The organism is Bradyrhizobium sp. Arg816, assembly GCF_029989365.1.
Lineage (GTDB): Bacteria > Pseudomonadota > Alphaproteobacteria > Rhizobiales > Xanthobacteraceae > Bradyrhizobium.
Genome location: NZ_JAPRAQ010000017.1, coordinates 1 through 19,985 on the forward strand (window position 1 = coordinate 1; position 19,985 = coordinate 19,985).

The window sequence follows — 19,985 nt, forward strand, 5'->3', positions numbered from 1 at the left end:
AGTAGGCGGCGTTATCGGACGCGGTCGAGACGCGCTGGCCGGTCGAGATCCGGTTCTGCGTGGTCGCGAGCTGCGAGCTGACGTTCCGGAGGGTCTGCAGCGCGGTCATTGCAGACGAGTTGGTGAGGAGACTAGAACCCATTTTTGATGTCCCTTTGAAGATTGAATTGAGTTTGGGGACATACCGGGCTTGCACCGGTACGACAGGGCGGCGTCATGCCTTTGGGCGCGGCAGAAAAGCGGGCCCAACCTGTCGTAACGGCGACGATAGCGCGCGAAGCTTGTGCGAGGCTTGTGGCTCTGTGCCCCGGCCGCAACAGGCAGCTGAAATGACGGGGCGTGTGTGCGGCATCACGCCAAACGAAAGGGCCGCGCTTCGCGAGAAGCGCGGCCCTCCCCGGATCGTTTTGAGGCTTAGCCGCGGAACAGCGACAGGATGCTCTGGCTGCTGTTGTTGGCGATCGAGAGCGCCTGCACGCCGAGCTGCTGCTGGACCTGGAGGGCCGACAGGCGGGTGGACTCCTGGTTCATGTCGGCATCGACGAGCTGGCCGATACCGCGATCCACCGAGTCCATCAGCGACTTCACGAAGTCCGTGTTGGTCGAGATGCGGTTCTTGACGGCGCCAAGATCGGCAGCAGCGCCAGCCACCGTATTGATCGCGGCGGTGACCTGCGCGATGTAGCCATCGAGCGTGGTCATGTCGGCCGGGACGGTGTCCTGCAGCGCGCCGATGGCGATCGTGTCGACCGACGCACCACCGCTCACCTTGTCCAGGATACCGGTGTTGCCGGCGGTGTTGTAGAGCGTGTAGTTCGCAACCGTCAGGGTGATCTTGCCGACGGTGGGCGTGCCGCTGACACGCGAGTACGACGACACCAGGTCGACGGTACCCGTCGCGGCGGTCGCGCTCAGCCAGTTCACGCCGTTGAAGGTCGCCGCACTGGCTGTCGCCTTCATCTGCTGCTGGATCTGGGTGACGTCAGCCTGGATCTTGACGCGGTCGATACCGGCGGTCTTGGCTTCGACCAGCAGCGCCTGGAGCTTGGTCAGGCCGCCATTCTTGTCGCCGATAACCGTGGTCAGAGCGGTATATTCGGTGTCGACCGTCGCAGCCGACAGACCGAGCGAGTCGGAGACGGCGGAGAGCGCGGCGTTGTCGGCGCGCATCGACGTCGCGATCGACCAGTAGGCGGCGTTGTCGGACGCGGTCGAGACGCGCTGGCCGGTCGAGATCCGGGTCTGCGTGGTGGCGAGCTGCGAGCCCACAGACCGGAGGGTCTGGAGCGCGGTCATGGCGGTCGAGTTCGTAAGCAGGCTTGACATTGCGAATGTCCCTTTATGTACGCGTTACATTTTCACGAGGGGACATACCGGGCTTTCACCGGTACGGAGGGGCGGCATCATGCCTTTGGACTGATGTGGGTGGGGTCCAACCCGCCGTGCCGCATTGCTAGCACGTCGAATCTTGCGCCGAGATTAAGATCGGCTTGAATTTCTCTGTAATATCATATAGTTAACGCTACCCTCTGCTAACCATAGACCGGCACTTTTCGCTAACCATAACCGGCCGGCGATCTCGGTAGCTATGAGAACGACCGCACCAGTCCGGAGGCCAGCAGGTTCCAGCCGTCGATCAACACGAAGAACAGCATCTTGAACGGCAGCGCGAGGATCGTCGGCGGCATCATCATCATGCCCATCGACATGGTCAGCGTCGCCACGATCATGTCGATGACGAGGAACGGCAGGATGATGAGAAATCCGATCTCGAATGAACGCCTGAGCTCGGAGATCATGAAGGCCGGAATGATGACGCGCATGTCGATGCGCTTGTCGTCGAACTTCTTGCGGAAGCTCTCCGCGGCGAGCGCCTCGAAGGTCTGGAGATCCTTGTCGCGGACATGGGCCAGCATGAACTCGCGGAACGGATCGGTGATCTTCAGATAGGCCTCTTCCTCCGAGATCTCGTTCTTCATCAGCGGCTGGACGCCGGTTTCCCAGGCGCGGTCGAAGGTCGGCGCCATCACGTAGAAGGTCATGAACAGCGCGAGGCTGATCAGCACCAGATTGGCCGGCGTGGTCTGGAGGCCGAGACCGGAGCGCAGGAACGACAGCGCCACCGCAAATCGCGTGAAGCTCGTCACCATGATCAGCAGCCCCGGCGCCACCGACATCACCGTGATCACCGCCATCAGCTGGATGATGCGGCCGCTGGTCGAGCCGTTGCCCGGCGGCAGCAGCGAGTTGAGGTCCGGAATCTGGGCCAGTGCCACCTCGGGCAGCACGACCAGAACCAACGCGAGCAGCAGGACTCTCACTCTCACTGAATCACCAGGGTCTCAATGATCAATTCGCGGATCTTGCCCGACGAGCGGATATTGGCGCGCTCGGTCAGGTCGTCGCGCAGATGCTGAAGCCCGCGCGATCCCTCGAACTGGCCAACCGATGCCGACCGCAGATAGGTCACGATGTCCTCGCTGATATGGGCGGCCAGGATGCCGGCATCCTCGTCGCTCATGCTCTCGGTCACCATGGAGGCTTCGACACGGGCCCAGTTGTTGGCCGGCGCGGCGAGATTGGTCACGATCGGGGACAGCTTTCTCAGCCGTGCGCTGCCGGCGTAGCTCGTGGCCAGGGGCGGCGGCGTGGCGGTCTTCTTTGCGTCGGCGACGCGCTCCGCGGCCGCGAACAGATGCAGGCCGGCAACCGCGCCCGCACCGATCGCGATCAGGGTCAGCACCACAATGGCCGCAATCAGGCGCATCACGTCCCCTGCCCTCGCGGCGCGGCGCGGCCGGCGCGATTCTCAGAATGGTGCCACGGCGTCATAGATCCGATGTCCCCATCCAGGCTGCTGCACGTCAGACAGATTTCCGCGACCGCCATAGGACACGCGTGCCTCGGCGATCTTCTCGTAGGAGATCGTGTTGGTGCGCGAGATATCGCGCGGACGCACGATGCCGCCGACGTTGAGCACGCGCATCTCGGTATTGACCTTGAACTCCTGCGAGCCGCTGATCATCATATTGCCGTTCGGCAACACGTCGGTGACGATGGCGGCGATCGACAGCTTGATGTCCTCGGTGCGGTCGATCTGGCCGTTGCCCTTGATCTGGGTGTTGGTGCTGAGGTTGGCGTTGGTCTGGCCCTTGTCGTGCCATCCGGCGGCATCCATCAGCCAGTCCAGCCCGAACTTGATCTGCGAATCGCGCGAGCGACCGGTCTTGTTGTCGAGCTTGGCCTTGTCCTGCATGGAGATGATCACCGTCACGACGTCGCCGGTGCGCCGGGCGCGGGGGTCACGGTAGAGATCGGTGCCGTCGTCCCAGGTCGAGCGATAGCTGACGGGCGAGCGCAGCCGGGGCGTCACGGGAATCGGATCGGCCTGCGTCCGCAGGCCGCTCCCGACCGGCGACAAGCGCGGACCGTTCAGGACCTCGGCCGGATCATTGACGCATCCGGCAAGCGATAGCAGCGACAGGATGAGGATCAGATTCTTCATCTATTTGGTCTTTCCGTCATCCACGCGACGCATTCCGCCGAGCAGATCGGCAAGGTGCGCCGCGCGTGCCGTATCCATCTCGTTGAAGATCGCGCTCGAGCTCCTCGGACTGAGTTTTGCAAGCACGGCGGCGGCGGTCTCGTCCGCCATCCCCGCGATCTGGGTCGCCGCGGCGTCCGGCTTCATGCGCGAATAGATCTCGACGACGCTCGCTTCGGCCTTCTTCAGGAAGTCGTCTCGCAGCGCCATCCACTTCTCGTATTCGGCGCGCTTGGCCTCGACCTCGGCGATCCGCTCCCGGAGCTGGGTCTCGGCCTTCTCCAGTTCCCTGAGCTGCCAGGCCAGCCGCGCATCGACGGCGGGGTCGGCGACATTGCTGCAGAACAAGGCGACCTCATTGTCCGCAGGTACCGCAGCCTGTGCCGGTGCGGGCTTCGGCGGCGCCGTGACGCTGCCCGGCTTGGCCGGGCGCACGGGCGCGACCGCGGGCGCCGGCGCCGGCTTCTCGGGAACCGGCACGGCACCCGTGATCGCGGGTCCGGAATCTTCGGCGGCCCACGCCGTCGCCCGGATCGACGCATTGTCGCCCGGTATCGGCGAGGTTGGCGCATTCGGCTTCTGCGGTCCGGGCGCGCGGGCACGCGCGAAGGACAGCAGGTTGAGCGGCTTCGACGGCTTGGCCTCGTCCAGCGCCAGAACGGGCGAAGCGCATCCGAACGCGCAGGCCGCGACCAGGAGGAGGAGTTTGGCTTTGTGATCCAGCTTCAGCATCGGGCCGCGTGCGATTCTCGGTCGAGACCTGAGCATTGAGCGACCAAGCTTGCACGACGCTTGTGCATCATTGCACAATGACGTCGGCCTGGAGTGCGCCGGCCGTTTTGATCGCCTGGAGGATCGCGATGATGCCCGATGGCTTCAGGCCGATCTGGTTCAGCCCGCGCACCAGGCGCTGGAGGTCGACGCCGCTCAGGATCGCCACCTGCGATCCGGCCTCGTTGGCCTCGACCACGGTCTGGGGAACGACCACCGTCTGCCCCCGCGAGAACGGTGCCGGCTGCGACACCACGGGAAGCTCGGTGACACGAACCGTCAGGTTGCCGTGCGTCACGGCGACGGTCGATATGCGCACGTCGCGCCCGATCACCACCGTGCCGGTCCGTTCGTTGATCACCACTCGCGCCGGCGTGTCCGGCTCGACGGTCAGCTCGCCGATTTCGGCGAGGAAGCGGACGGGGCCGATATGGCGCGGCTTAGACAGCACGATGGTGCGGTAATCGCGCTCGAAGGCGATCTGCGCGCGGTAGCGGCCACCGGCGTAACCGTTGATGGCGTCGAGGATGCGCGTCGCAGTGACGAAATCCGGGTTCTTGAGCTCCAGCACCAGGAACTCCATCTCGTGGAGGCTTCCCTGCACCTCGCGCTCCACCAGCGCACCGTTCGGGATGCGACCCGCGGTCGGCGTGCCCTGGCTGACGCTCTGCGCCTGCCCTCCCACACTGTAACCGGCGACCGTGACCGCGCCTTGCGCCACCGCATAGACTGCGCCGTCCGCCGCCCGCAGCGACGTCATCACCAGCGTGCCGCCGAGCAGCGAGGTCGCATCGCCGAGCGACGATACGGTCACGTCCATGCGCTCGCCCGCTCCGATCGAGGGCGCCAAATCCGCGGTCACCATAACGGCTGCGACGTTGCGCGTGCGCAGCGTCGTCGGACGCGGGGGATTGTTGGTGCTCGTGGTCTCGTTCCTGACGTTGATGCCCATGTTCTCGAGCATCGATTGCAGGGACTGCTCCGTGAACGGAGCGTTGCGGAGCGTGTCGCCGGTGCCGTTCAGGCCGATGACGAGGCCGTAACCGACGATCTGGTTTTCGCGCAACCCCTTGATGTCCGCGATGTCCTTGATGCGGACGGCCGCCTGGGCGCTGGCGGCGGAAACGAGCAGGACAAGCGCAAGCAGGAATCTGGTCATGATCCATCCACGACCTTGACGGTGCCGTCCGGCTGGACGACGCCCCTGATGATCACGCCGGTGTCGGTGTTTCGCACCGGGATGAGCGCGCCGGTCGCGCCCGACTGCATCGCCGCGCCGTAAGTGACGATCGACAGGCCGCTGTCTTCCACCACGACCTTGACCATGGCGCCGCGAGCAACCGTCCAGGGATCCTCCACCGAATTGGTCGGAATCGGCTGACCCGGCAATAGCGTGCGCCGCGCCATGCGTCCGACCAGGATCTGGCGTCCTTCGATGAACATGGCAACGCCGAGCACGTTCGGCGCGAAGGCGCGTTCCGTGATCATGTCGTCCCGGATCAGCTCGCCGGCTCGGATCGAGACCGCCGGCACGGGAAGCCGCTTCTCCTCGGCCGCAGCGAGGCGCGCCGAGACGAGAACCAGCAGCACGGCGGCCAACCCGCGCACCATCAAGCCCACCCTGTTCGACATCGAGAACACCGGAACTAGCGCATGCCCTTCGAGACCGTCTGGGCCATTTCATCCGAGGCCTGGATGACCTTGGCGTTCATTTCGTAGGCGCGCTGCGCCGAGATCAACTCGGTGATTTCCTTGACCGGGTCGACGTTCGAGGCCTCGAGATATTGCTGGTTGATCTTGCCGTAGCCGGAATCGCCCGGCAGTCCGACAACCGGTGTGCCGGACGCCGGCGTCTCGCGATAGAGGTTGCTGCCAAGCGGCTCGAGGCCCGCTTCGTTGGCGAAATTGGCGAGGTTGAGCTGGCCGATCTGCCGCGGGTTCACTTCCGTGTCCAGCTTGGCAAACACCTGTCCGGTCTGGTTGACGACGACCTGAACCGTTCCCTGCGGTATCGTGATTGCGGGATCCAGCAGATAGCCGTCGGTGGTGACGAGCTGGCCGTTGGGGTTGGGGCTGAACGAGCCGGCGCGAGTGTATTGCACCTCGTTGTTCGGGCCGAGCACCTGAAACCAGCCGCGGCCGTTGATCGCGAGATCGTAGGGGTTGCCGGTTTGCGTGAGCGCGCCCTGGATGTGCAGCTTGCGGATGGCCGTCGACTTGACGCCGAGGCCGAGATTGGAGCCTTCCGGGATCGGCGAGGAGCCGTTGGCGTTCGCGACGCCCTGCATGCGGTCCATCTGGTAGAACAGATCGGTGAATTCCGCCCGCGCACGCTTGTACGACGTCGAGTTGATGTTGGCGATGTTGTTCGCGATGACTTCGATGTTGGTCTGCTGGGCGTTCATGCCCGTGGCCGCAATGGCGAGCGATTTCACAGCTTCATTCCCTCAGATCAAATCGACATCCGGACGACTTCTTGGTAGGCCTGCACGACCTTGTCGCGAACCGCGACCGCGGTCTGCAAGGCCTGCTCGGCCGACATCAGCGCCTCCACGACCTTCCGGGTCGATTCCTTGCCCTGCATCGCCGAGATCGACGCCGCTTCGCCCGCCTTCAGCGTCCCGATCGCGTCCGTCGTCACCTGCTTCATCACCGATTCGAATCCTACATCGTCGGCGGACTGAATGGCGGTCGGCGCTGCCGGCGCAATGGCCTGCGTCTCGGTCGCGCGGCTCGCCGCTTGCCCGGCGGAAATCGCGGTGGATGAAATTGCCTCAAGCATTGTCAGCTCCTCAGCAGGTCGATGGTCATGCCCAGCATCGACCGCACCTGTTTCACGACCTGGAGATTGGCTTCATAGGACCGATTGACTTCCCGCATGTCGGCCATCTCGATCATCATGTTGACGTTCGGCAGCTTGACGTAACCGGCCTTGTCGGCGGCGGGATGTCCCGGCTCGTACTCCACGCGATACGGCGTGGTGTCGACCCCGATCTCCTTGACCTTCGCAAGCTGCGCGCCCGAGGCACGGTCCATGGCGGCATCGAAGGTGATGGTTTTGCGCTGATACGGATCGGCGCCGGCCGTGCGCCCCGTCGAGGTCGCATTGGCAAGGTTTTCCGAAACGATGCGCATGCGCGTCGACTGCGCTTCGAGCCCGGAGCTCGCGACCGTCAATGACGCCTGCAGTGAGTCCAGCATGTCAATTCACCTCAGCTCTTCGCGCTCGACAGCAGCATGCGGTGGAACGACCGCACGACTGCCGAATTCATCGAGTAGTCGCGACTGACGTCGCTACCCTTGATCATTTCCTGCTCGAGGCTGACGGAGTTGCCGGAGTGAACCACTTCCCAGCTGTCCTTCTTCGCGGTCTTCCGCGTATCGGACTCGGCCGCGGACAATTGCATGTGCGAGGGCGACGTCGTCGCGAGCCTGACCGGCGTGGCGTCGAGCACCTTGTTGAAGGGCTCGACGTCGCGCGCCTTGAAGCCCGGCGTATTGGCGTTGGCGACGTTGGTCGCGATGGTCGACTGGCGGAGCTCGAGGTAGCGCGCCTGCGACGATGCGAGTTCGAAGAGATAAAGCGGTCCCACGACGGCCCCATGCTGATTTCTTAAGATTAAGTTTAGGGCCGCAAGCTTTCGTCAGGCTGATGCAGCCGACGCTATGCTCGGAAATCTACTGAACCTTCTCGGTCCGCGGCGCCTGCTTGGACTGCAGGAAGTAGATGATCTCGGCGACCGGCCGGAAAAACTCCGCCGGGATCACCTGGTCGACCTGAACCGCCTCATAGAGCGCGCGCGCCAGCGCCTTGTTTTCGATCACCGGGATCCGGTTCTGCTCCGCGACTTCGCGGATCTTGAGCGCGATCACGTCCATGCCCTTGGCGACGACCATGGGCGCGGCGTTTTCCTCGCGCTTGTAGCGCAGCGCGATCGCGAAGTGCGTCGGGTTCGCGATCACCAGCGTCGCGCGCGAGGCAGACGCGATCATGCGTTGGCGCGAACGGTCGCGCGCCAGCGAGCGCAGGCGCGCCTTGATCAGGGGATCGCCCTCCGCCTGCTTGTGCTCGTCCTTGATCTCCTGCTTGGTCATGCGCAGTTCGCGCCGCCAGTGGAACCGCGCCCAGGCGAGATCGATCGCGACCAGGACGATGGTGGCGATGCAGATCGCCGAGACGATCCGCATCGCGATGTTGAGAATCATCTCTGGCAGCGCGACCGGATCCGTGTACATCGCCTCGAACGCCCTAGCTTCGGACGAGCGCAGCACGAACACGACGACGACCGTCACCGAGACGAGCTTGAACAGCGACTTGGCGAATTCGACCAGGCCCTGGGTTCCGAACAGCCGGCTCCAGCCGCTGATCGGGGAGATTCGCGACAGCTGCGGCTTGATGCGCTCCAGCACCAGGCGCGGCGCATTCTGCAGCAACGATGCGGCGAGGCCGAACACCGCCAGGGTGACGACCAGCGGCACCAGGAATCGCAGCGCCTCGAGCCCCACCACCGTGAGCAGGTTGCGCGCCTCCGCACCGTTGCTGAGAGGGAAGCCCTCGGGATCGTCGAGCAGGCTCTTCAGCGTCGGCGTCAATTGCTGTACGCCCTGGCCGATCAGGAACGCCTGGATCACCATCAGCGCGGCCATCGAGGCGAAGATAGAAGCCTCCCGAGAGACCGGGATTTTGCCCTGTTCGAGCGAATCGCGGACTTTCTTCTCGGTCGGCTCTTCTGTCTTGCTCTCCTGATCGGATGTTTCTGCCATGCCCGTTCAGCGGTCAGCGGAAGACCAGCTCATCCTCCTGCTCGGGGTTGAGCTCGATTTCGCCCTTTTCCGCCAGGTCGAGTGCAAGGTCGGTGATGACGCGGCGCGCCTCCAGCACGTCGCGCTGGTTCGACGGCTCGCCGATGGCGAGTTCGTGCTCGACGACGCGGCGGACGCGCGAGGCAACCGAGGACAGGATAAGCTCGCGGAAATGCTTGTCCGTGCCCTTCAGCGCGATGACGATGCGATCGGTCGGCACCTGGTCGAAGATCATGGTGCGCGCCTTCGGGGTCAAATTGACCACGTCGTCGAAGGTGAACAGCAGTTCCTTCAGAACTTCGGCCGACTTCGGACGCTTCTCCGACAGGCTCTTCAGCATGTCCTCGATATGGCCGCGCTCCATCTTGTTGATGATGTCCGCGACGCGCGCGTAGGTGTCGGCGCCGAGGTTGCGGGCGAAATTGAGCGTCAGGTCCTCGTGCAAGGTCTTCTCGAGGACTTTCATGGCGTCGTCGACGATCGGCTTGAGGCTGAGGACGCGCCGCATCAGCTCGTTACGCAGGCTCGACGGCAGCTGGCTCATCACCTTGGCGGCGCAAGACGGCTTGACCTTGGACAGGATCAGCGCCGCGGTTTGCGGATGCTCCTTGGAGAGGTACGTCGCCAGCGAGTTTTCCGACACCGACGAGACGCGGTCCCACACCGACCGGCTCGAATTGCCGAGCAGGTCCGACATGATTGCCGAGACCTGGTCGGCCGGCAGCACGTCGCCGAGCACGGCTTCGAGACCGCCGATGGTGCCGAGAATGTTGGCGCCCATCGAGAATTGCTGCGCGAACTCCTCGACGATCGACTCGAGCTCCTGCGCGGTGATCGGCCGCAGCTCGGCCGCAGCCTTGGTGACGATGCGGATATCCTGCGGCTCGAACTGCGAGAGCACGCTCGCGGCCGCCTGCCGGCCCATGGCCAGCAGGAGTGCCGCGACCTTTTCCGTTCCGCCCAGCGTGGCAACGCCTCGCTGCTTGATAGGAGCGACGCCGACCTGTGCCGCCATGATCAGGTATCACCCTGCCCCAGCGGTCCGACGATCTCCGTGAGCGAGACGCCGAAGCGGGAATTATCCTCTTCGACGACAACCACTTCGCCGCGGGCAACGACGCGGCCATTGACCACGACGTCGACGGGCTCGCCGACGCGGTGATCGAGCGGAACCACCGCGCCGCGGCCAAGCTTCATCAGGTTCGCGACCGGAATGGTCGCTGATCCCAGCACCACCTGCATCGTGACGGGAATGCGCAGGATGGCATCGACGTTGGCGAATTTGCCGGTTTCCTCCGCCGTGCGCGCGGCGATCTCCGCCAGCCGCTCCAGCGGAGACGCATCGGTCTCTCCCGATGCCGATGCAGACTCATATTCGAAAGATTGCGCCATTTGGTATCGCCTCTTGGTATTTCCGCTCCCGGAGCGCCGCGACGTTCCGATCGTACGTGTCCTGCAAGTCCCGAATTCAATGCTTGTTCGCTTCGGCGCCGCTCACTGTTGCGGTCGGTTGGAGTCCGCTCCGCGCATCGAGCGCCGCGATCGCCTCGTGGGCCTGATCTATCTTCGTGCTCAGTACATTGGCGAGCCGGCTGAGATTTGCGGTGGAATCATGCGCGGCGGTGATGACGGTGTCGAAGGCACCCGCCGTCTCGTGAACGATGGTCGAGAACTCGCCCTGGTAGCTGCGCAGCCGCGCCAATTCACGGTGCATCCGGGTCACCCTCATGCTGGTGAACGCCAGCGCGATCAGCAGCACGGCATCAACGAGATAGGATATCATCGACGAACTCCCGCTTCTGATCGACGGGATCCGCCACCTGCATGGCGTAATAGCCATCGAGCTGGCCGATCTGACACCAGAACAGCACCTGGTTGTTGCTCTCGAGCCGGGCCAGCGTGCGCGGCGTGGCCTCGAGCTCCAGAACCTGCCCCACCTTGAATTGCACGACGTCCTCGAGGGAAATCATCTTCTCGTCGAGCACCGCGCTCAGCGTCACTTCGGTACGGTGAACCTCGCTCTCCATCTGCTCGCGCCAGCGCGGATCAGCCGCGCGGCCGTCGCTGACGACGACGTGGGCGAGCTTCTGCCTGAGCGGATTGAGTGCGGAGTGCGGAATGATCAGGAACATCTGGCCGCCGCGATAGAGCGCCTGCACCATCATGTTCGCGCAGATCGACATATTGCTGGCGCGCCCAATCGCGAGCGACGCCATCGCCGTCTCGACTCGCTCGACACGGAAGGTGACATTGGAGGTGCCGGCGAAGGCGCCCTGCAGCGCCTTGGCGAACCGCTCAAACAGCGCCTGGACCAGCCGGATCTCGATGTTCGAGAAGGTGCGTTCGACGTCGAGCGGCGGTTCGGCGCCGTCGGAGCCGAACATCGCCTCGACCATCGTGAACACGAAGTCGCGATCCAGCATGATGATGACGCGCGAGTCCCACTGCTCGGCATAGAGCACGGCGGCAACCGCGTTGCCCTCGTAGTCCTTGATGATGTCGCCGAGCGGGTCGTTGGTGATGCCGTTGACGGAGAAGTAGCACGGCGTTCCCGCCATCGGCTGCAGGCTGTCGGTGCACGATGCCGCCATGCGATCGAAGATCACATTGAGCATCGGCATGCGTTCGATCGATATGCCGGCGGCGTCCAGCAGGTAGTTCGGCAGCTGCTTCCGCTGATCGACGTCGAGGTCTTCCGTCATCATGCGCGGGCAGCCTTCGGTTCAGCCTCGGTCGCGACGGCCTTGGGACCTGCGATCGTCTCGTTCTCGACCACGTCGATCGACGGCCGTTCGCCGCTCGCGATCATCTTGCGACCGTGCTCGACGGCGATCTGCGGCATGGCGCCGTTCATGAACGCCAGGAGCGTCTGCTTGACGATGATGTACGGCCGGCAGCGCTTCTCTCGCGTCATCTTGATCTTGAGCGCGAAGGGCGAGAGGACGCCGTAGGACAGGAAGATGCCGGCGAAGGTGCCGACGAGCGCCGCGCCGATGAAGCCGCCGAGGAGCTTCGGCGACTGGTCGAGCGCGCCCATGGCCTTGATGACGCCGAGCACGGCGGCGACGATGCCGAGAGCCGGCAGCGCCTCGGACACGACCACCATCGAATTGTAGGGCGCCAGCTTGGCCTTCACGATGGTGTGGATCTCTTCATCCATCAACGCTTCGATCTCGTGCGTGCGCGCATTGCCCATGATGATGAGGCGGACATAGTCGCAGATGAACTGCAGCAACGGCGGATCCCCGAGCACGCTCGGAAACGCCTTGAAGATCTCCGAGGACGAGGGATCGTCGATATGCGCCTCGACCTCGTTGCGGCCCTTGCCCCGCAGCTCCCGCATCAGGGCATGGAGCGCTCCGAGCAGATCGAGGTAATAGCGCTCACTCGGCACCGCGCCGGTGATGGCCTGCATGCAGGCCACGCCGGTATCAACGACCGTTTTCCACGGATTGGCGACGATGAAGGTGCCGATCGCGGTGCCCATGATGATCACGAATTCCCACGGCTGCATGAGCACGGCCAGATGCCCGCCCATGGCGGCAAATCCGCCGAGCAGTGCCGCTACCGTGATGAAAATCCCCACGAAACTGAGCAACGCGCCACTCCATCGCCGATCCCACCGGGAATATCTAGTCGGCGACGCTTGCGCGAGGCTGGCTTCGTGGTCGCCAGCCCCGCGCAAGCATTTCGCGGCAGCTTGAGACGATGTCGCAACGGCGGCCAGAGGGGCGCGTGCAATGCTATCCACGATCGCGGACTACACCAGACTGACCAAGGACATGGGCAAATCGCTGACGCAGGTCGCGACCCAGCCGGACGTCAGCCGCGACACCGATTATTTTCTCAGCCATATCGGCAATGTGAAGACGATCGACGACTTCCTGAAGGACTATCGCCTCTATTCCTACGCGATGAAGGCCTTTGGTCTCAGCGATATGACCTATGCCAAGGCGTTCATGCGCAAGGTGCTGACCGAAGGTGTCTCCGACTCCAAGAGCTTCGCCAACAAGCTGACCGACACCCGCTACCGGCAATTCGCCGCCGCCTTCAATTTCGCCGCCCTCGGCGACAAGGCGACCCAGACCGCCGCGGCCACCACCGGTACGGCGTCCCAATACGTCACGCAGACGATGGAGGAGAAGGCCGGCGACCAGAACGAGGGTCTGCGGCTGGCGCTCTATTTCACCCGCAAGGCCTCCACCGTCAGCACCTCCTACCAGATCCTCGCCGACAAGGCGCTGACGCAGGTGGTCCAGACCGCGCTCGGCCTGCCGTCGACCATCAGCGCGGCGAACATCGACGCCCAGGCCAAGTTGATCGCGAGCAAGATCGACCTCAGCGATTTCCAGGACCCGGCCAAGGTCACCAAGTTCGTGCAGCGCTTCGCCGCGATGTGGGATGCGACCCAGGCCCAGAACGACATCAACAATGGCAACTCGACCAACTCCGCGCTGGTCCTGATCGGCGGCGCGTCGTCGATGGCCGGCATGGATACCGACATGCTCACGAAGCTTCAGTCCATCCGGCTCGGAAAGTAAGTCATGCAATCGGCTCTCTATGTAGGATTGTCGGCGCAGGTCGCCCTCGAAAAGCGCCTCCAGACGATCGCCAACAACGTCGCCAACGTCAACACGGCGGCATTCCGCACCGACGTCGTGAAGTTCGAGACCGTTCTGTCGAAGGCCGGCGCGAACCCGGTCGCCTTCTCCTCGCCCGGTGACAACATCATCTCGCGCGAGATGGGCAGCATCACCGAGAGCGGCAACCCGCTCGACGTCGCCGTGGTCGGACAGGGCTGGATCGCCTTCGCCGGCCCGAACGGCACGGTCTATACGCGCGACGGCCGACTCCAGATCGCCCCCAACGGCGATCTTCAGACCGTGTCCGGCTTCCCCGTGATCGATGCCGGCGGCGCGCAGATCACGCTCGATCCGAACGGCGGACCGATCGCGATCGCCCGCAGCGGCGCGATCACCCAGGACAACAACGAGATCGGTTCCATCGGCCTGTTCAACATTCCCGCCGATGCCAATCTCGAGCGCTACGGTAATTCCGGCATCACGCCGGACCGGCCCGCGACCGCCATCGCCGATTTCTCCCGCGACGGCTTCAAGCAGGGCTATGTCGAGGGTTCCAGCGCCAATCCGATGATGGAATTGACGAAGCTGATCGCGGCTTCGCGCGCCTTCGACGGCACCAATTCGATGATCGAGGGCACCGAGAGCTCGCTCCAGAACGCAATCCGGACGCTGGGCGAGCCGGGCAAATAGACTTGCAAGTAGACTGCGCTGCATGCGCATTGAGGGTGGACGGTTTCCTTGAACGCTCTTCGGCAACTCGAGTGGGCGCTGCTGGAGCTTCAGCAGAGCACTCCCCTGGCCAGCGTCAGCGGCGCGATCTCCGAGATCGCTCCGACGCATTTTCGCGTCTCCGGCCTGTCGCGCTTCGTCAGGCTTGGTGAACTGATCGGCGTCAACTCCGGCGGCAAGCCCCAGATCGGCGAGGTGGTGCGGATCGACAACGAGGGCATCATCGCCAAGCCGTTCGACCGGCAGTTCGCCGGCGGCCTCGGCTCGGTCGCCTACCGGATGCCGCCACTGTCCTTCGCGCCCGATCCGAGCTGGAAGGGCCGCGTCATCAACGCGCTCGGCGCGCCGCTTGACGGACAAGGTCCCCTCACCCCGGGATCCCGCACCGTCTCGGCGGAGGCCGAGGCGCCGGCGGCCATGAAGCGGGCGCGCGTCCACAAGCCGCTGCGCACCGGCGTGCGCGTCATCGACCTGTTCGCCCCGATCTGCGCCGGCCAGCGCGTCGGCATCTTTGCCGGCTCCGGCGTCGGCAAGTCGACGCTGCTGGCGATGCTGGCCCGCAGCCAGGGCTTTGACACCGTCGTGCTGGCGCTCGTCGGCGAACGCGGCCGCGAGGTGCGCGAATTCATCGAGGACGTGCTCGGCGCCAACCGCAGCCGCGCCATCACCATCGTATCGACGGGAGATGAAAGCCCGATGATGCGGCGGCTGGCGCCGAAGACCGCCATGGCGGTCGCCGAATATTTCCGCGACCGGGGCGAATCGGTCCTGCTGGTGGTCGATTCGATCACCCGTTTCGCCCATGCCGCCCGCGAGGTCGCCCTCGCCGCCGGCGAGCCTGCGGTCGCCCGCGGTTACGCACCGACGGTCTTCACCGACCTGCCCCGCCTGCTGGAGCGCGCCGGCCCCGGCGAGGAGGGATCCGGGACGATTACCGGCATTTTCTCCGTGCTGGTCGACGGCGACGATCACAACGAGCCGATCGCCGACACCATCCGCAGCACCCTCGACGGCCACATCGTGCTCTCCAGGCACATCGCCGACCAGGCGCGCTATCCCGCCGTCGACGTTCTGGCCTCGGTCTCCCGCCTCGCCCACAACGTCTGGGACCCCGAGGAGCGCGAATTGGTGAGCAAGCTGCGCACCATGATCGCCAAATACGAGGACACGCGCGACCTTCGCCTGATGGGCGGATATCAGTCGGGGCGTGATTCGGGCCTCGACCAGGCCGTCGACATGGTTCCGAAAATCTACGGCGCCATGCGGCAGGACGCCTCCGCAGGGCCGAGCGCCGATCCATTCCGCGAGCTGCGAGACATGCTCAAGGGCGACTAGCCGGGCCGGGACGGGCGCGCGGCTCCCGCGATTTCGCATTGCTCGTTACTTCGACAGCCGTTGGCGCATGCCGCCACGCTGCCGGCGCATGCACACCCATGGCTGCCACCGCTTCCTCTCGGGAGCGTTTCAACCGTTCGGAGGCGCGTGGTCGGCCGCGTGGCAGGCAGACGAACCGTCGATTCTCCGAATCGCGCCCACAACAACCGCCGCGTGTAATCCCTGTGGGTTCCCCCGAGAAACTCTCCCGTAGATCGCACAAGTTGTGGATGACTCATCAACGCAGATCGCCTCTGTCATGCACAAGCTTCGATCAATTTGCATCAACGGCAGACATCAACATGCCGTGCAATCAAACCGTCGTATAGTTGCGTGCATGGTGCGTGAGGGACAGTGTATTGTGTTCACCATCATGTGTCCCTGGAGGCGAGATTGTCTTGAACGTTACATTCGCCTGCGGCGACATCCAGTCTCCAAGAGCGTCTCTGCTTGCTTTTGTTGAGAAGCTCATTCATCGTTTCGGTGGAATACAAGAAACGTCTGCGTGTGACTTGAACTTCAGAGGCTAAGGTTGAACAATACCGATCCATCGTCCGGCTGTGACGGCAACTCGGGCTTTCGTTCGACGACGCCACGATTGGCACACCATCATCGACACAGCTTCTCGCGCCGTATCTCGCAGGGTCCATCTGTCGAGGCCGGTGGCAGAACGGTCCGTGCTTTCGCGCGAGAGCCGGGCCGTGCGTATGTGTCGGATATTGTGGTTGGTACGGCTTCTCGCGAAGGACTCGTGCGCAACGACGGAAGGCGGCTCCGGGGCGCCGCAGACGTGATACCCGGGGCAAGGTAGGAATTCATGCCGTTGGCACGCGAGGCCGTCGAGCTGCTGGTTCAGGCGGCCAGAGCCTGGTATTTTGAAGGCAATCAGCACGGGTTACGCGACCGGGAATGGATGGCGCTTCGGTTTCTCCACCGTGCCAACAGGTTCTCGCGCACGCCGTCCGCGCTGGCCGGCTTCATCGGCGCGACCCGCGCCACGGCATCGCAGATCGTGAAGACGCTGGAAGCCAAGTCCTTCCTGGTGCGAAAGCCGTCGCACGAGGACAAGCGGTCCGTCGTGCTCCACGTCACCGCGCAAGGCGAGAAATGCCTGAGCCAGCACGACCCGATCAATCACGTTGTGAACGCGGTCACGTCTCTCGGCACCGACGAATGCATCAGGCTGCGCGACTCGCTGCGCGAGATCCTCAATCACCTCGACGCGGCCCATCAGCGGCTCGATGCCAGTATCTGCCGCGACTGCATGTTCCTCGCCGAACGCAGTCCCGGCACGGGCAAGGGACGCGCGAGCGCCGAATTCATGTGCCGGCTGTACCGCGCCCCGGTTTCCCTCGAGGAGACCGAACTCCTCTGCACCAGTTTCGAGCGCACCCGCGACCGCCCGAAGATCGAGGAGCATCTCGACCGCGCGCGCATGGCGAGCCAGGGATGAGGCGGGAATTTGCGACGTGATGGAACGCGCAAGTTTCGCGCGGATGCGATCGCCGGCGCTTGCGTAAAGTTTCTCAACAGCATCGTTCTTTGAAACACGCTCGTTTTCTCCGCTCTCCCGGACGCGCTGACCAAGCTTCGGCGGACAAGTCGCTGCGCTCGCAATGACGGAGCAAGGAGATGTACTGCAGTTCTCAGACATGCACGCGTAGGATAGGTGGAGCGACCTGTCCGCCGAAGGACGAAGGCGGAAGGGCGAAGGCGGAAGCGAAACCCATCCTCTCTCATCAACGCGGAAACATGATGGGTTTCGCAAGTTCTCTACCCATCCTTGCTACGACGTTGCTACGGCCCCTCAGACACACCTTCGCGTCCTCGCGGCGCATTTCGCCCGAGCTTTGCTTGCTCACTCCACCCTCGAAGCCAAGAGGGCGCAGGGAAGGCCGGGTGCTGACCTCGCACCCGCGGTCCGCTGCGCGAAAGGTAGCGCAAGGAAACCGCACAGCAGCATACAGGTGGTGCCAATCACTCGGCCTTCCCTGCGCGATGGTTGGACGGCTTATGCCGTGCTCTCCCGGGAGCCGAGTTCCTTCTGGCCTCCCTCACGCTTGCGAAAGTCACCAGCACCGCGCCGGTTGACGCGACTGCCGCATCCGCAAGCACTTGACCGTAGCGACGACGGCCAGGACCACACGGTTTTGCCGTACGCACGGCCCGCCATTTCGCCGCAGTTTTTCCAGCCCTGTCGACGGAGCCGGAAACTTGCAGACGAGACGAACCTGACAGCGCCGCTCATCCAGCACGAAGTTTTGGGCTCACGGAGAGCAATCCGCCCTGCCCTGGACCTCTCGCGCCCGACGCTGCCGCGTCCACCGCAAGCCCGGCTCGCGAAACGTGACGACACAAGATCGCCCCTCTTGGTGAGCCGGGATGGGCGACACATACGCCGTTTCCGAATTTCGGTAAAGTGGAATATTTTCGCGCGCGCGGCTTGACGCCCTCTCGGGTGTTTTGCCCGACGGGCGCCGTGCCCCCGCCGCCCCGCTCTGCCGGACGACATCGCTCGTCTGGTTGCGCTTGAAAGTGATTCCCGGGAGCAGCGATCGGCCGCGGCGATACATTTTCGTCTCGACCAGCCGCGACGACCGAAACATTCGATAATTATGATTTCTGTATAGGCGAATATTTTCGGTGCCGGTCGGCGGGTATTTTCCCTTCTGGGGACAACAAGGAGCGTGGCCCGGATGGCGCCAACGGGGTCGGCGCGAAGCGCCGCCCGATGGCAGGCTCCGCGCCATCCGGGAAAAGCGCGCGCACCGGACGAGCAGCCCCCGATCGGGCCGCGCTCCATCCGGGCGACGGATCACCGCGCCCGCCCGGCAGTCCCGCCTTGTATGCATTATCCCAGTTGCCATCCCCGCGGACTTCGCTTTACATGCCGGCAACTCGCCCGCGGATGACGGCCGGGGCTCAAAAATCACACACATTTTCAAAGGGACGGAATATGGCGCGTAACATCCTGATTCTCGGGGCTTCTTACGGTTCCCTGCTGGGCACGAAGCTGCTGATGGCGGGCCATAACGTGTCCCTGGTCTGCCGCGCCAAGACCGCCGAGCTGATCAACCGTGACGGTACCGAGGTGCGCATCAAGCTGCGCGACGAGGCGGTGCACCGGGCGATCTTCTCGCGCGACCTGCCCGGCAAGCTCGACGCGGTGACGCCGGGCAATGTCGACCTCTCGCGCTACGACATGGTCGGCCTGGCGATGCAGGAGCCGCAATACACCAACCACACGGTCCGCGTTCTCATGGTCAAGATCGCCGCGGCGAAGCTGCCGTGCCTGTCGATCATGAACATGCCGCCGCTGCCCTATTTGAAGCGGATCCCGTCGCTCGCCGACATGGATCTCGAGGAGGCCTACACCAATGCGCAGGTGTGGGAGCGCTTCGAGCCCGGCCTGGTGACGCTGTGCTCGCCCGACCCGCAGGCCTTCCGTCCGCCGGAAGAAGCCGCCAACGTGCTCCATGTCGGCCTGCCCACGAATTTCAAGGCATCGGCCTTCGCCGACGAGAAGCACAACAAGGTGCTGCGCGAGCTCGAAGCCGACATCGACGCGGTGACGCTCGACGGTCACGACGTGCCGGTGAAGCTGAAAGTGTTCTCTTCGCTGTTCGTGCCGCTGGCGAAATGGTCGATGCTGCTGACCGGCAACTATCGCTGCATCACGCCGCACGAGCCGCAATCGATCCGCGACGCCGTGCACGGCGATCTGGCGCGCTCGCAGACGATCTACGACCATGTCGATGCGATCGCCCGCCGTCTCGGCGCCGATCCGCAGGACCAGGTGCCGTTCGCGAAATACGCCAAGGCCGCCGAAAGCCTGCTCAAGCCGTCATCGGCCGCGCGCGCGGTCGCGAGCGGCGCGCCCTTCATCGAGCGCGTCGACCTGCTCGTGAAGCTGATCTCGCATCAGCTCGGCACCCCCAATGCCGAGATCGACCGCACGGTCGAGACCGTGGACCTGAAGCTGAACGAGAAGATCGTGCAGGGCGGATCTGGCGCGCAATAGCAGCGTGCCGGCGCTGCCGTCACAGGTCGCGGCGGCTTGCACTGATCGACCGGATTTGTCGATGCAGACCGGATCGCCCTTGGGCATGGGCTTACGATTTGGCTCAATACGGCCCATCCTGCTCATCAGTCCGTTTGCGTAAATCCCGCATACATGCGAC

The 19,985-nt window shown here is 64.1% G+C and carries 22 protein-coding genes and 1 pseudogene; 5 read left to right on the forward strand and 18 right to left on the reverse strand.

Annotated elements, in window-relative coordinates:
* The 18 genes and pseudogenes from OWC48_RS31690 to motA all read right to left on the reverse strand — a co-directional run.
* Nucleotides 1–142 (reverse strand): annotated as a pseudogene (locus OWC48_RS31690) (flagellin); the annotation flags it as partial.
* A 272-nt stretch (nt 143–414) separates the two neighbouring features.
* Nucleotides 415–1,326 (reverse strand): flagellin, encoded by a 912-nt coding sequence (locus OWC48_RS31695; protein ID WP_282523501.1) that lies wholly within the window; start codon nt 1,324–1,326, stop codon nt 415–417.
* A gap of 260 nt (nt 1,327–1,586) precedes the next feature.
* Nucleotides 1,587–2,327, reverse strand: a complete 741-nt coding sequence (fliP, locus tag OWC48_RS31700) for a flagellar type III secretion system pore protein FliP (RefSeq protein ID WP_282523502.1) — start codon at nt 2,325–2,327, stop codon at nt 1,587–1,589.
* Nucleotides 2,324–2,767 carry a flagellar basal body-associated FliL family protein gene (locus tag OWC48_RS31705; protein WP_039153358.1) on the reverse strand — a complete coding sequence of 148 codons (444 nt, stop codon included), beginning with the start codon at nt 2,765–2,767 and terminating at the stop codon, nt 2,324–2,326. The genes fliP and OWC48_RS31705 overlap by 4 nt, the downstream gene beginning before the upstream one ends.
* Nucleotides 2,768–2,809: 42 nt before the next feature.
* Entirely contained in the window at nt 2,810–3,505 is a 696-nt protein-coding gene (flgH, locus tag OWC48_RS31710; RefSeq protein WP_282523503.1) for a flagellar basal body L-ring protein FlgH, read from the reverse strand.
* Nucleotides 3,506–4,276, reverse strand: a complete 771-nt coding sequence (locus OWC48_RS31715; RefSeq protein WP_282523504.1) for a MotE family protein — start codon at nt 4,274–4,276, stop codon at nt 3,506–3,508. It lies immediately after the preceding gene.
* Nucleotides 4,277–4,343: 67 nt separating this feature from the next.
* The gene (gene flgI / locus OWC48_RS31720; protein ID WP_282523505.1) at nt 4,344–5,474 is read right to left on the reverse strand and encodes a flagellar basal body P-ring protein FlgI; all 1,131 of its coding nucleotides are present in this window, start codon (nt 5,472–5,474) and stop codon (nt 4,344–4,346) included.
* Nucleotides 5,471–5,926 carry a flagellar basal body P-ring formation chaperone FlgA gene (gene flgA, locus OWC48_RS31725; RefSeq protein ID WP_282523618.1) on the reverse strand — a complete coding sequence of 152 codons (456 nt, stop codon included), beginning with the start codon at nt 5,924–5,926 and terminating at the stop codon, nt 5,471–5,473. The genes flgI and flgA overlap by 4 nt, the downstream gene beginning before the upstream one ends.
* 35 nt (nt 5,927–5,961) lie before the next feature.
* Nucleotides 5,962–6,750 (reverse strand): flagellar basal-body rod protein FlgG, encoded by a 789-nt coding sequence (gene flgG, locus OWC48_RS31730; protein WP_282523506.1) that lies wholly within the window; start codon nt 6,748–6,750, stop codon nt 5,962–5,964.
* Between the two features lie 17 nt (nt 6,751–6,767).
* Nucleotides 6,768–7,097 (reverse strand): flagellar hook-basal body complex protein FliE, encoded by a 330-nt coding sequence (locus OWC48_RS31735; RefSeq protein ID WP_282523507.1) that lies wholly within the window; start codon nt 7,095–7,097, stop codon nt 6,768–6,770.
* A gap of 2 nt (nt 7,098–7,099) precedes the next feature.
* Nucleotides 7,100–7,516, reverse strand: a complete 417-nt coding sequence (gene flgC, locus OWC48_RS31740; protein WP_014492659.1) for a flagellar basal body rod protein FlgC — start codon at nt 7,514–7,516, stop codon at nt 7,100–7,102.
* 11 nt (nt 7,517–7,527) lie between these two features.
* A complete protein-coding gene (gene flgB, locus OWC48_RS31745; RefSeq protein ID WP_282523508.1) occupies nt 7,528–7,908 on the reverse strand; it encodes a flagellar basal body rod protein FlgB in 381 nt (126 codons plus the stop codon).
* Between the two features lie 85 nt (nt 7,909–7,993).
* A complete protein-coding gene (gene flhB / locus OWC48_RS31750) occupies nt 7,994–9,079 on the reverse strand; it encodes a flagellar biosynthesis protein FlhB (protein WP_282523509.1) in 1,086 nt (361 codons plus the stop codon).
* 13 nt (nt 9,080–9,092) lie between these two features.
* Entirely contained in the window at nt 9,093–10,133 is a 1,041-nt protein-coding gene (locus OWC48_RS31755) for a flagellar motor switch protein FliG (RefSeq protein WP_014492656.1), read from the reverse strand.
* A gap of 2 nt (nt 10,134–10,135) precedes the next feature.
* Nucleotides 10,136–10,510 carry a flagellar motor switch protein FliN gene (fliN, locus tag OWC48_RS31760; protein ID WP_014492655.1) on the reverse strand — a complete coding sequence of 125 codons (375 nt, stop codon included), beginning with the start codon at nt 10,508–10,510 and terminating at the stop codon, nt 10,136–10,138.
* A gap of 76 nt (nt 10,511–10,586) precedes the next feature.
* Nucleotides 10,587–10,901 carry a hypothetical protein gene (locus tag OWC48_RS31765; protein WP_282523510.1) on the reverse strand — a complete coding sequence of 105 codons (315 nt, stop codon included), beginning with the start codon at nt 10,899–10,901 and terminating at the stop codon, nt 10,587–10,589.
* On the reverse strand, nt 10,882–11,823 hold the full coding sequence (locus OWC48_RS31770) for a flagellar motor switch protein FliM (protein ID WP_028153460.1): 942 nt from the start codon (nt 11,821–11,823) through the stop codon (nt 10,882–10,884). Before OWC48_RS31770 ends, OWC48_RS31765 begins: the two co-directional genes overlap by 20 nt.
* Nucleotides 11,820–12,716: a flagellar motor stator protein MotA gene (motA, locus tag OWC48_RS31775; protein ID WP_282523511.1), complete on the reverse strand. Its 897-nt coding sequence runs from the start codon at nt 12,714–12,716 to the stop codon at nt 11,820–11,822. Before motA ends, OWC48_RS31770 begins: the two co-directional genes overlap by 4 nt.
* A gap of 142 nt (nt 12,717–12,858) precedes the next feature.
* Between motA and OWC48_RS31780 the strand changes: the two genes are divergently transcribed.
* The 5 genes from OWC48_RS31780 (at nt 12,859) to OWC48_RS31800 (ending at nt 19,825) form a co-directional block, all read left to right on the forward strand.
* Nucleotides 12,859–13,659 carry a DUF1217 domain-containing protein gene (locus tag OWC48_RS31780; protein WP_282523512.1) on the forward strand — a complete coding sequence of 267 codons (801 nt, stop codon included), beginning with the start codon at nt 12,859–12,861 and terminating at the stop codon, nt 13,657–13,659.
* Nucleotides 13,660–13,662: 3 nt separating this feature from the next.
* Nucleotides 13,663–14,391, forward strand: a complete 729-nt coding sequence (flgF, locus tag OWC48_RS31785; RefSeq protein ID WP_282523513.1) for a flagellar basal-body rod protein FlgF — start codon at nt 13,663–13,665, stop codon at nt 14,389–14,391.
* A 48-nt stretch (nt 14,392–14,439) separates the two neighbouring features.
* Nucleotides 14,440–15,765, forward strand: coding sequence for a flagellar protein export ATPase FliI (gene fliI / locus OWC48_RS31790; protein WP_282523514.1), 1,326 nt, complete (start codon nt 14,440–14,442; stop codon nt 15,763–15,765).
* Between the two features lie 856 nt (nt 15,766–16,621).
* A complete protein-coding gene (locus tag OWC48_RS31795; protein ID WP_282523515.1) occupies nt 16,622–17,257 on the forward strand; it encodes a MarR family winged helix-turn-helix transcriptional regulator in 636 nt (211 codons plus the stop codon).
* Between the two features lie 1,503 nt (nt 17,258–18,760).
* The gene (locus OWC48_RS31800) at nt 18,761–19,825 is read left to right on the forward strand and encodes a ketopantoate reductase family protein (protein ID WP_028160778.1); all 1,065 of its coding nucleotides are present in this window, start codon (nt 18,761–18,763) and stop codon (nt 19,823–19,825) included.
* Nucleotides 19,826–19,985 lie beyond the last annotated feature (160 nt).

Coding starts and splice junctions, on each gene's coding strand:
- flgI (WP_282523505.1), bottom strand. CDS start 5,474: ATGACCAGATTCCTGCTTGCGCTTGTCCTGCTCGTTTCCGCCGCCAGC.
- OWC48_RS31715 (WP_282523504.1), bottom strand. CDS start 4,276: ATGCTGAAGCTGGATCACAAAGCCAAACTCCTCCTCCTGGTCGCGGCC.
- OWC48_RS31735 (WP_282523507.1), bottom strand. CDS start 7,097: ATGCTTGAGGCAATTTCATCCACCGCGATTTCCGCCGGGCAAGCGGCG.
- flgA (WP_282523618.1), bottom strand. CDS start 5,926: ATGGTGCGCGGGTTGGCCGCCGTGCTGCTGGTTCTCGTCTCGGCGCGC.
- OWC48_RS31795 (WP_282523515.1), top strand. CDS start 16,622: ATGCCGTTGGCACGCGAGGCCGTCGAGCTGCTGGTTCAGGCGGCCAGA.
- flgH (WP_282523503.1), bottom strand. CDS start 3,505: ATGAAGAATCTGATCCTCATCCTGTCGCTGCTATCGCTTGCCGGATGC.
- flgC (WP_014492659.1), bottom strand. CDS start 7,516: ATGCTGGACTCACTGCAGGCGTCATTGACGGTCGCGAGCTCCGGGCTC.
- OWC48_RS31770 (WP_028153460.1), bottom strand. CDS start 11,823: ATGATGACGGAAGACCTCGACGTCGATCAGCGGAAGCAGCTGCCGAAC.
- fliN (WP_014492655.1), bottom strand. CDS start 10,510: ATGGCGCAATCTTTCGAATATGAGTCTGCATCGGCATCGGGAGAGACC.
- OWC48_RS31705 (WP_039153358.1), bottom strand. CDS start 2,767: ATGCGCCTGATTGCGGCCATTGTGGTGCTGACCCTGATCGCGATCGGT.
- OWC48_RS31800 (WP_028160778.1), top strand. CDS start 18,761: ATGGCGCGTAACATCCTGATTCTCGGGGCTTCTTACGGTTCCCTGCTG.
- OWC48_RS31755 (WP_014492656.1), bottom strand. CDS start 10,133: ATGGCGGCACAGGTCGGCGTCGCTCCTATCAAGCAGCGAGGCGTTGCC.
- OWC48_RS31780 (WP_282523512.1), top strand. CDS start 12,859: ATGCTATCCACGATCGCGGACTACACCAGACTGACCAAGGACATGGGC.
- OWC48_RS31765 (WP_282523510.1), bottom strand. CDS start 10,901: ATGATATCCTATCTCGTTGATGCCGTGCTGCTGATCGCGCTGGCGTTC.
- flhB (WP_282523509.1), bottom strand. CDS start 9,079: ATGGCAGAAACATCCGATCAGGAGAGCAAGACAGAAGAGCCGACCGAG.
- flgF (WP_282523513.1), top strand. CDS start 13,663: ATGCAATCGGCTCTCTATGTAGGATTGTCGGCGCAGGTCGCCCTCGAA.
- OWC48_RS31695 (WP_282523501.1), bottom strand. CDS start 1,326: ATGTCAAGCCTGCTTACGAACTCGACCGCCATGACCGCGCTCCAGACC.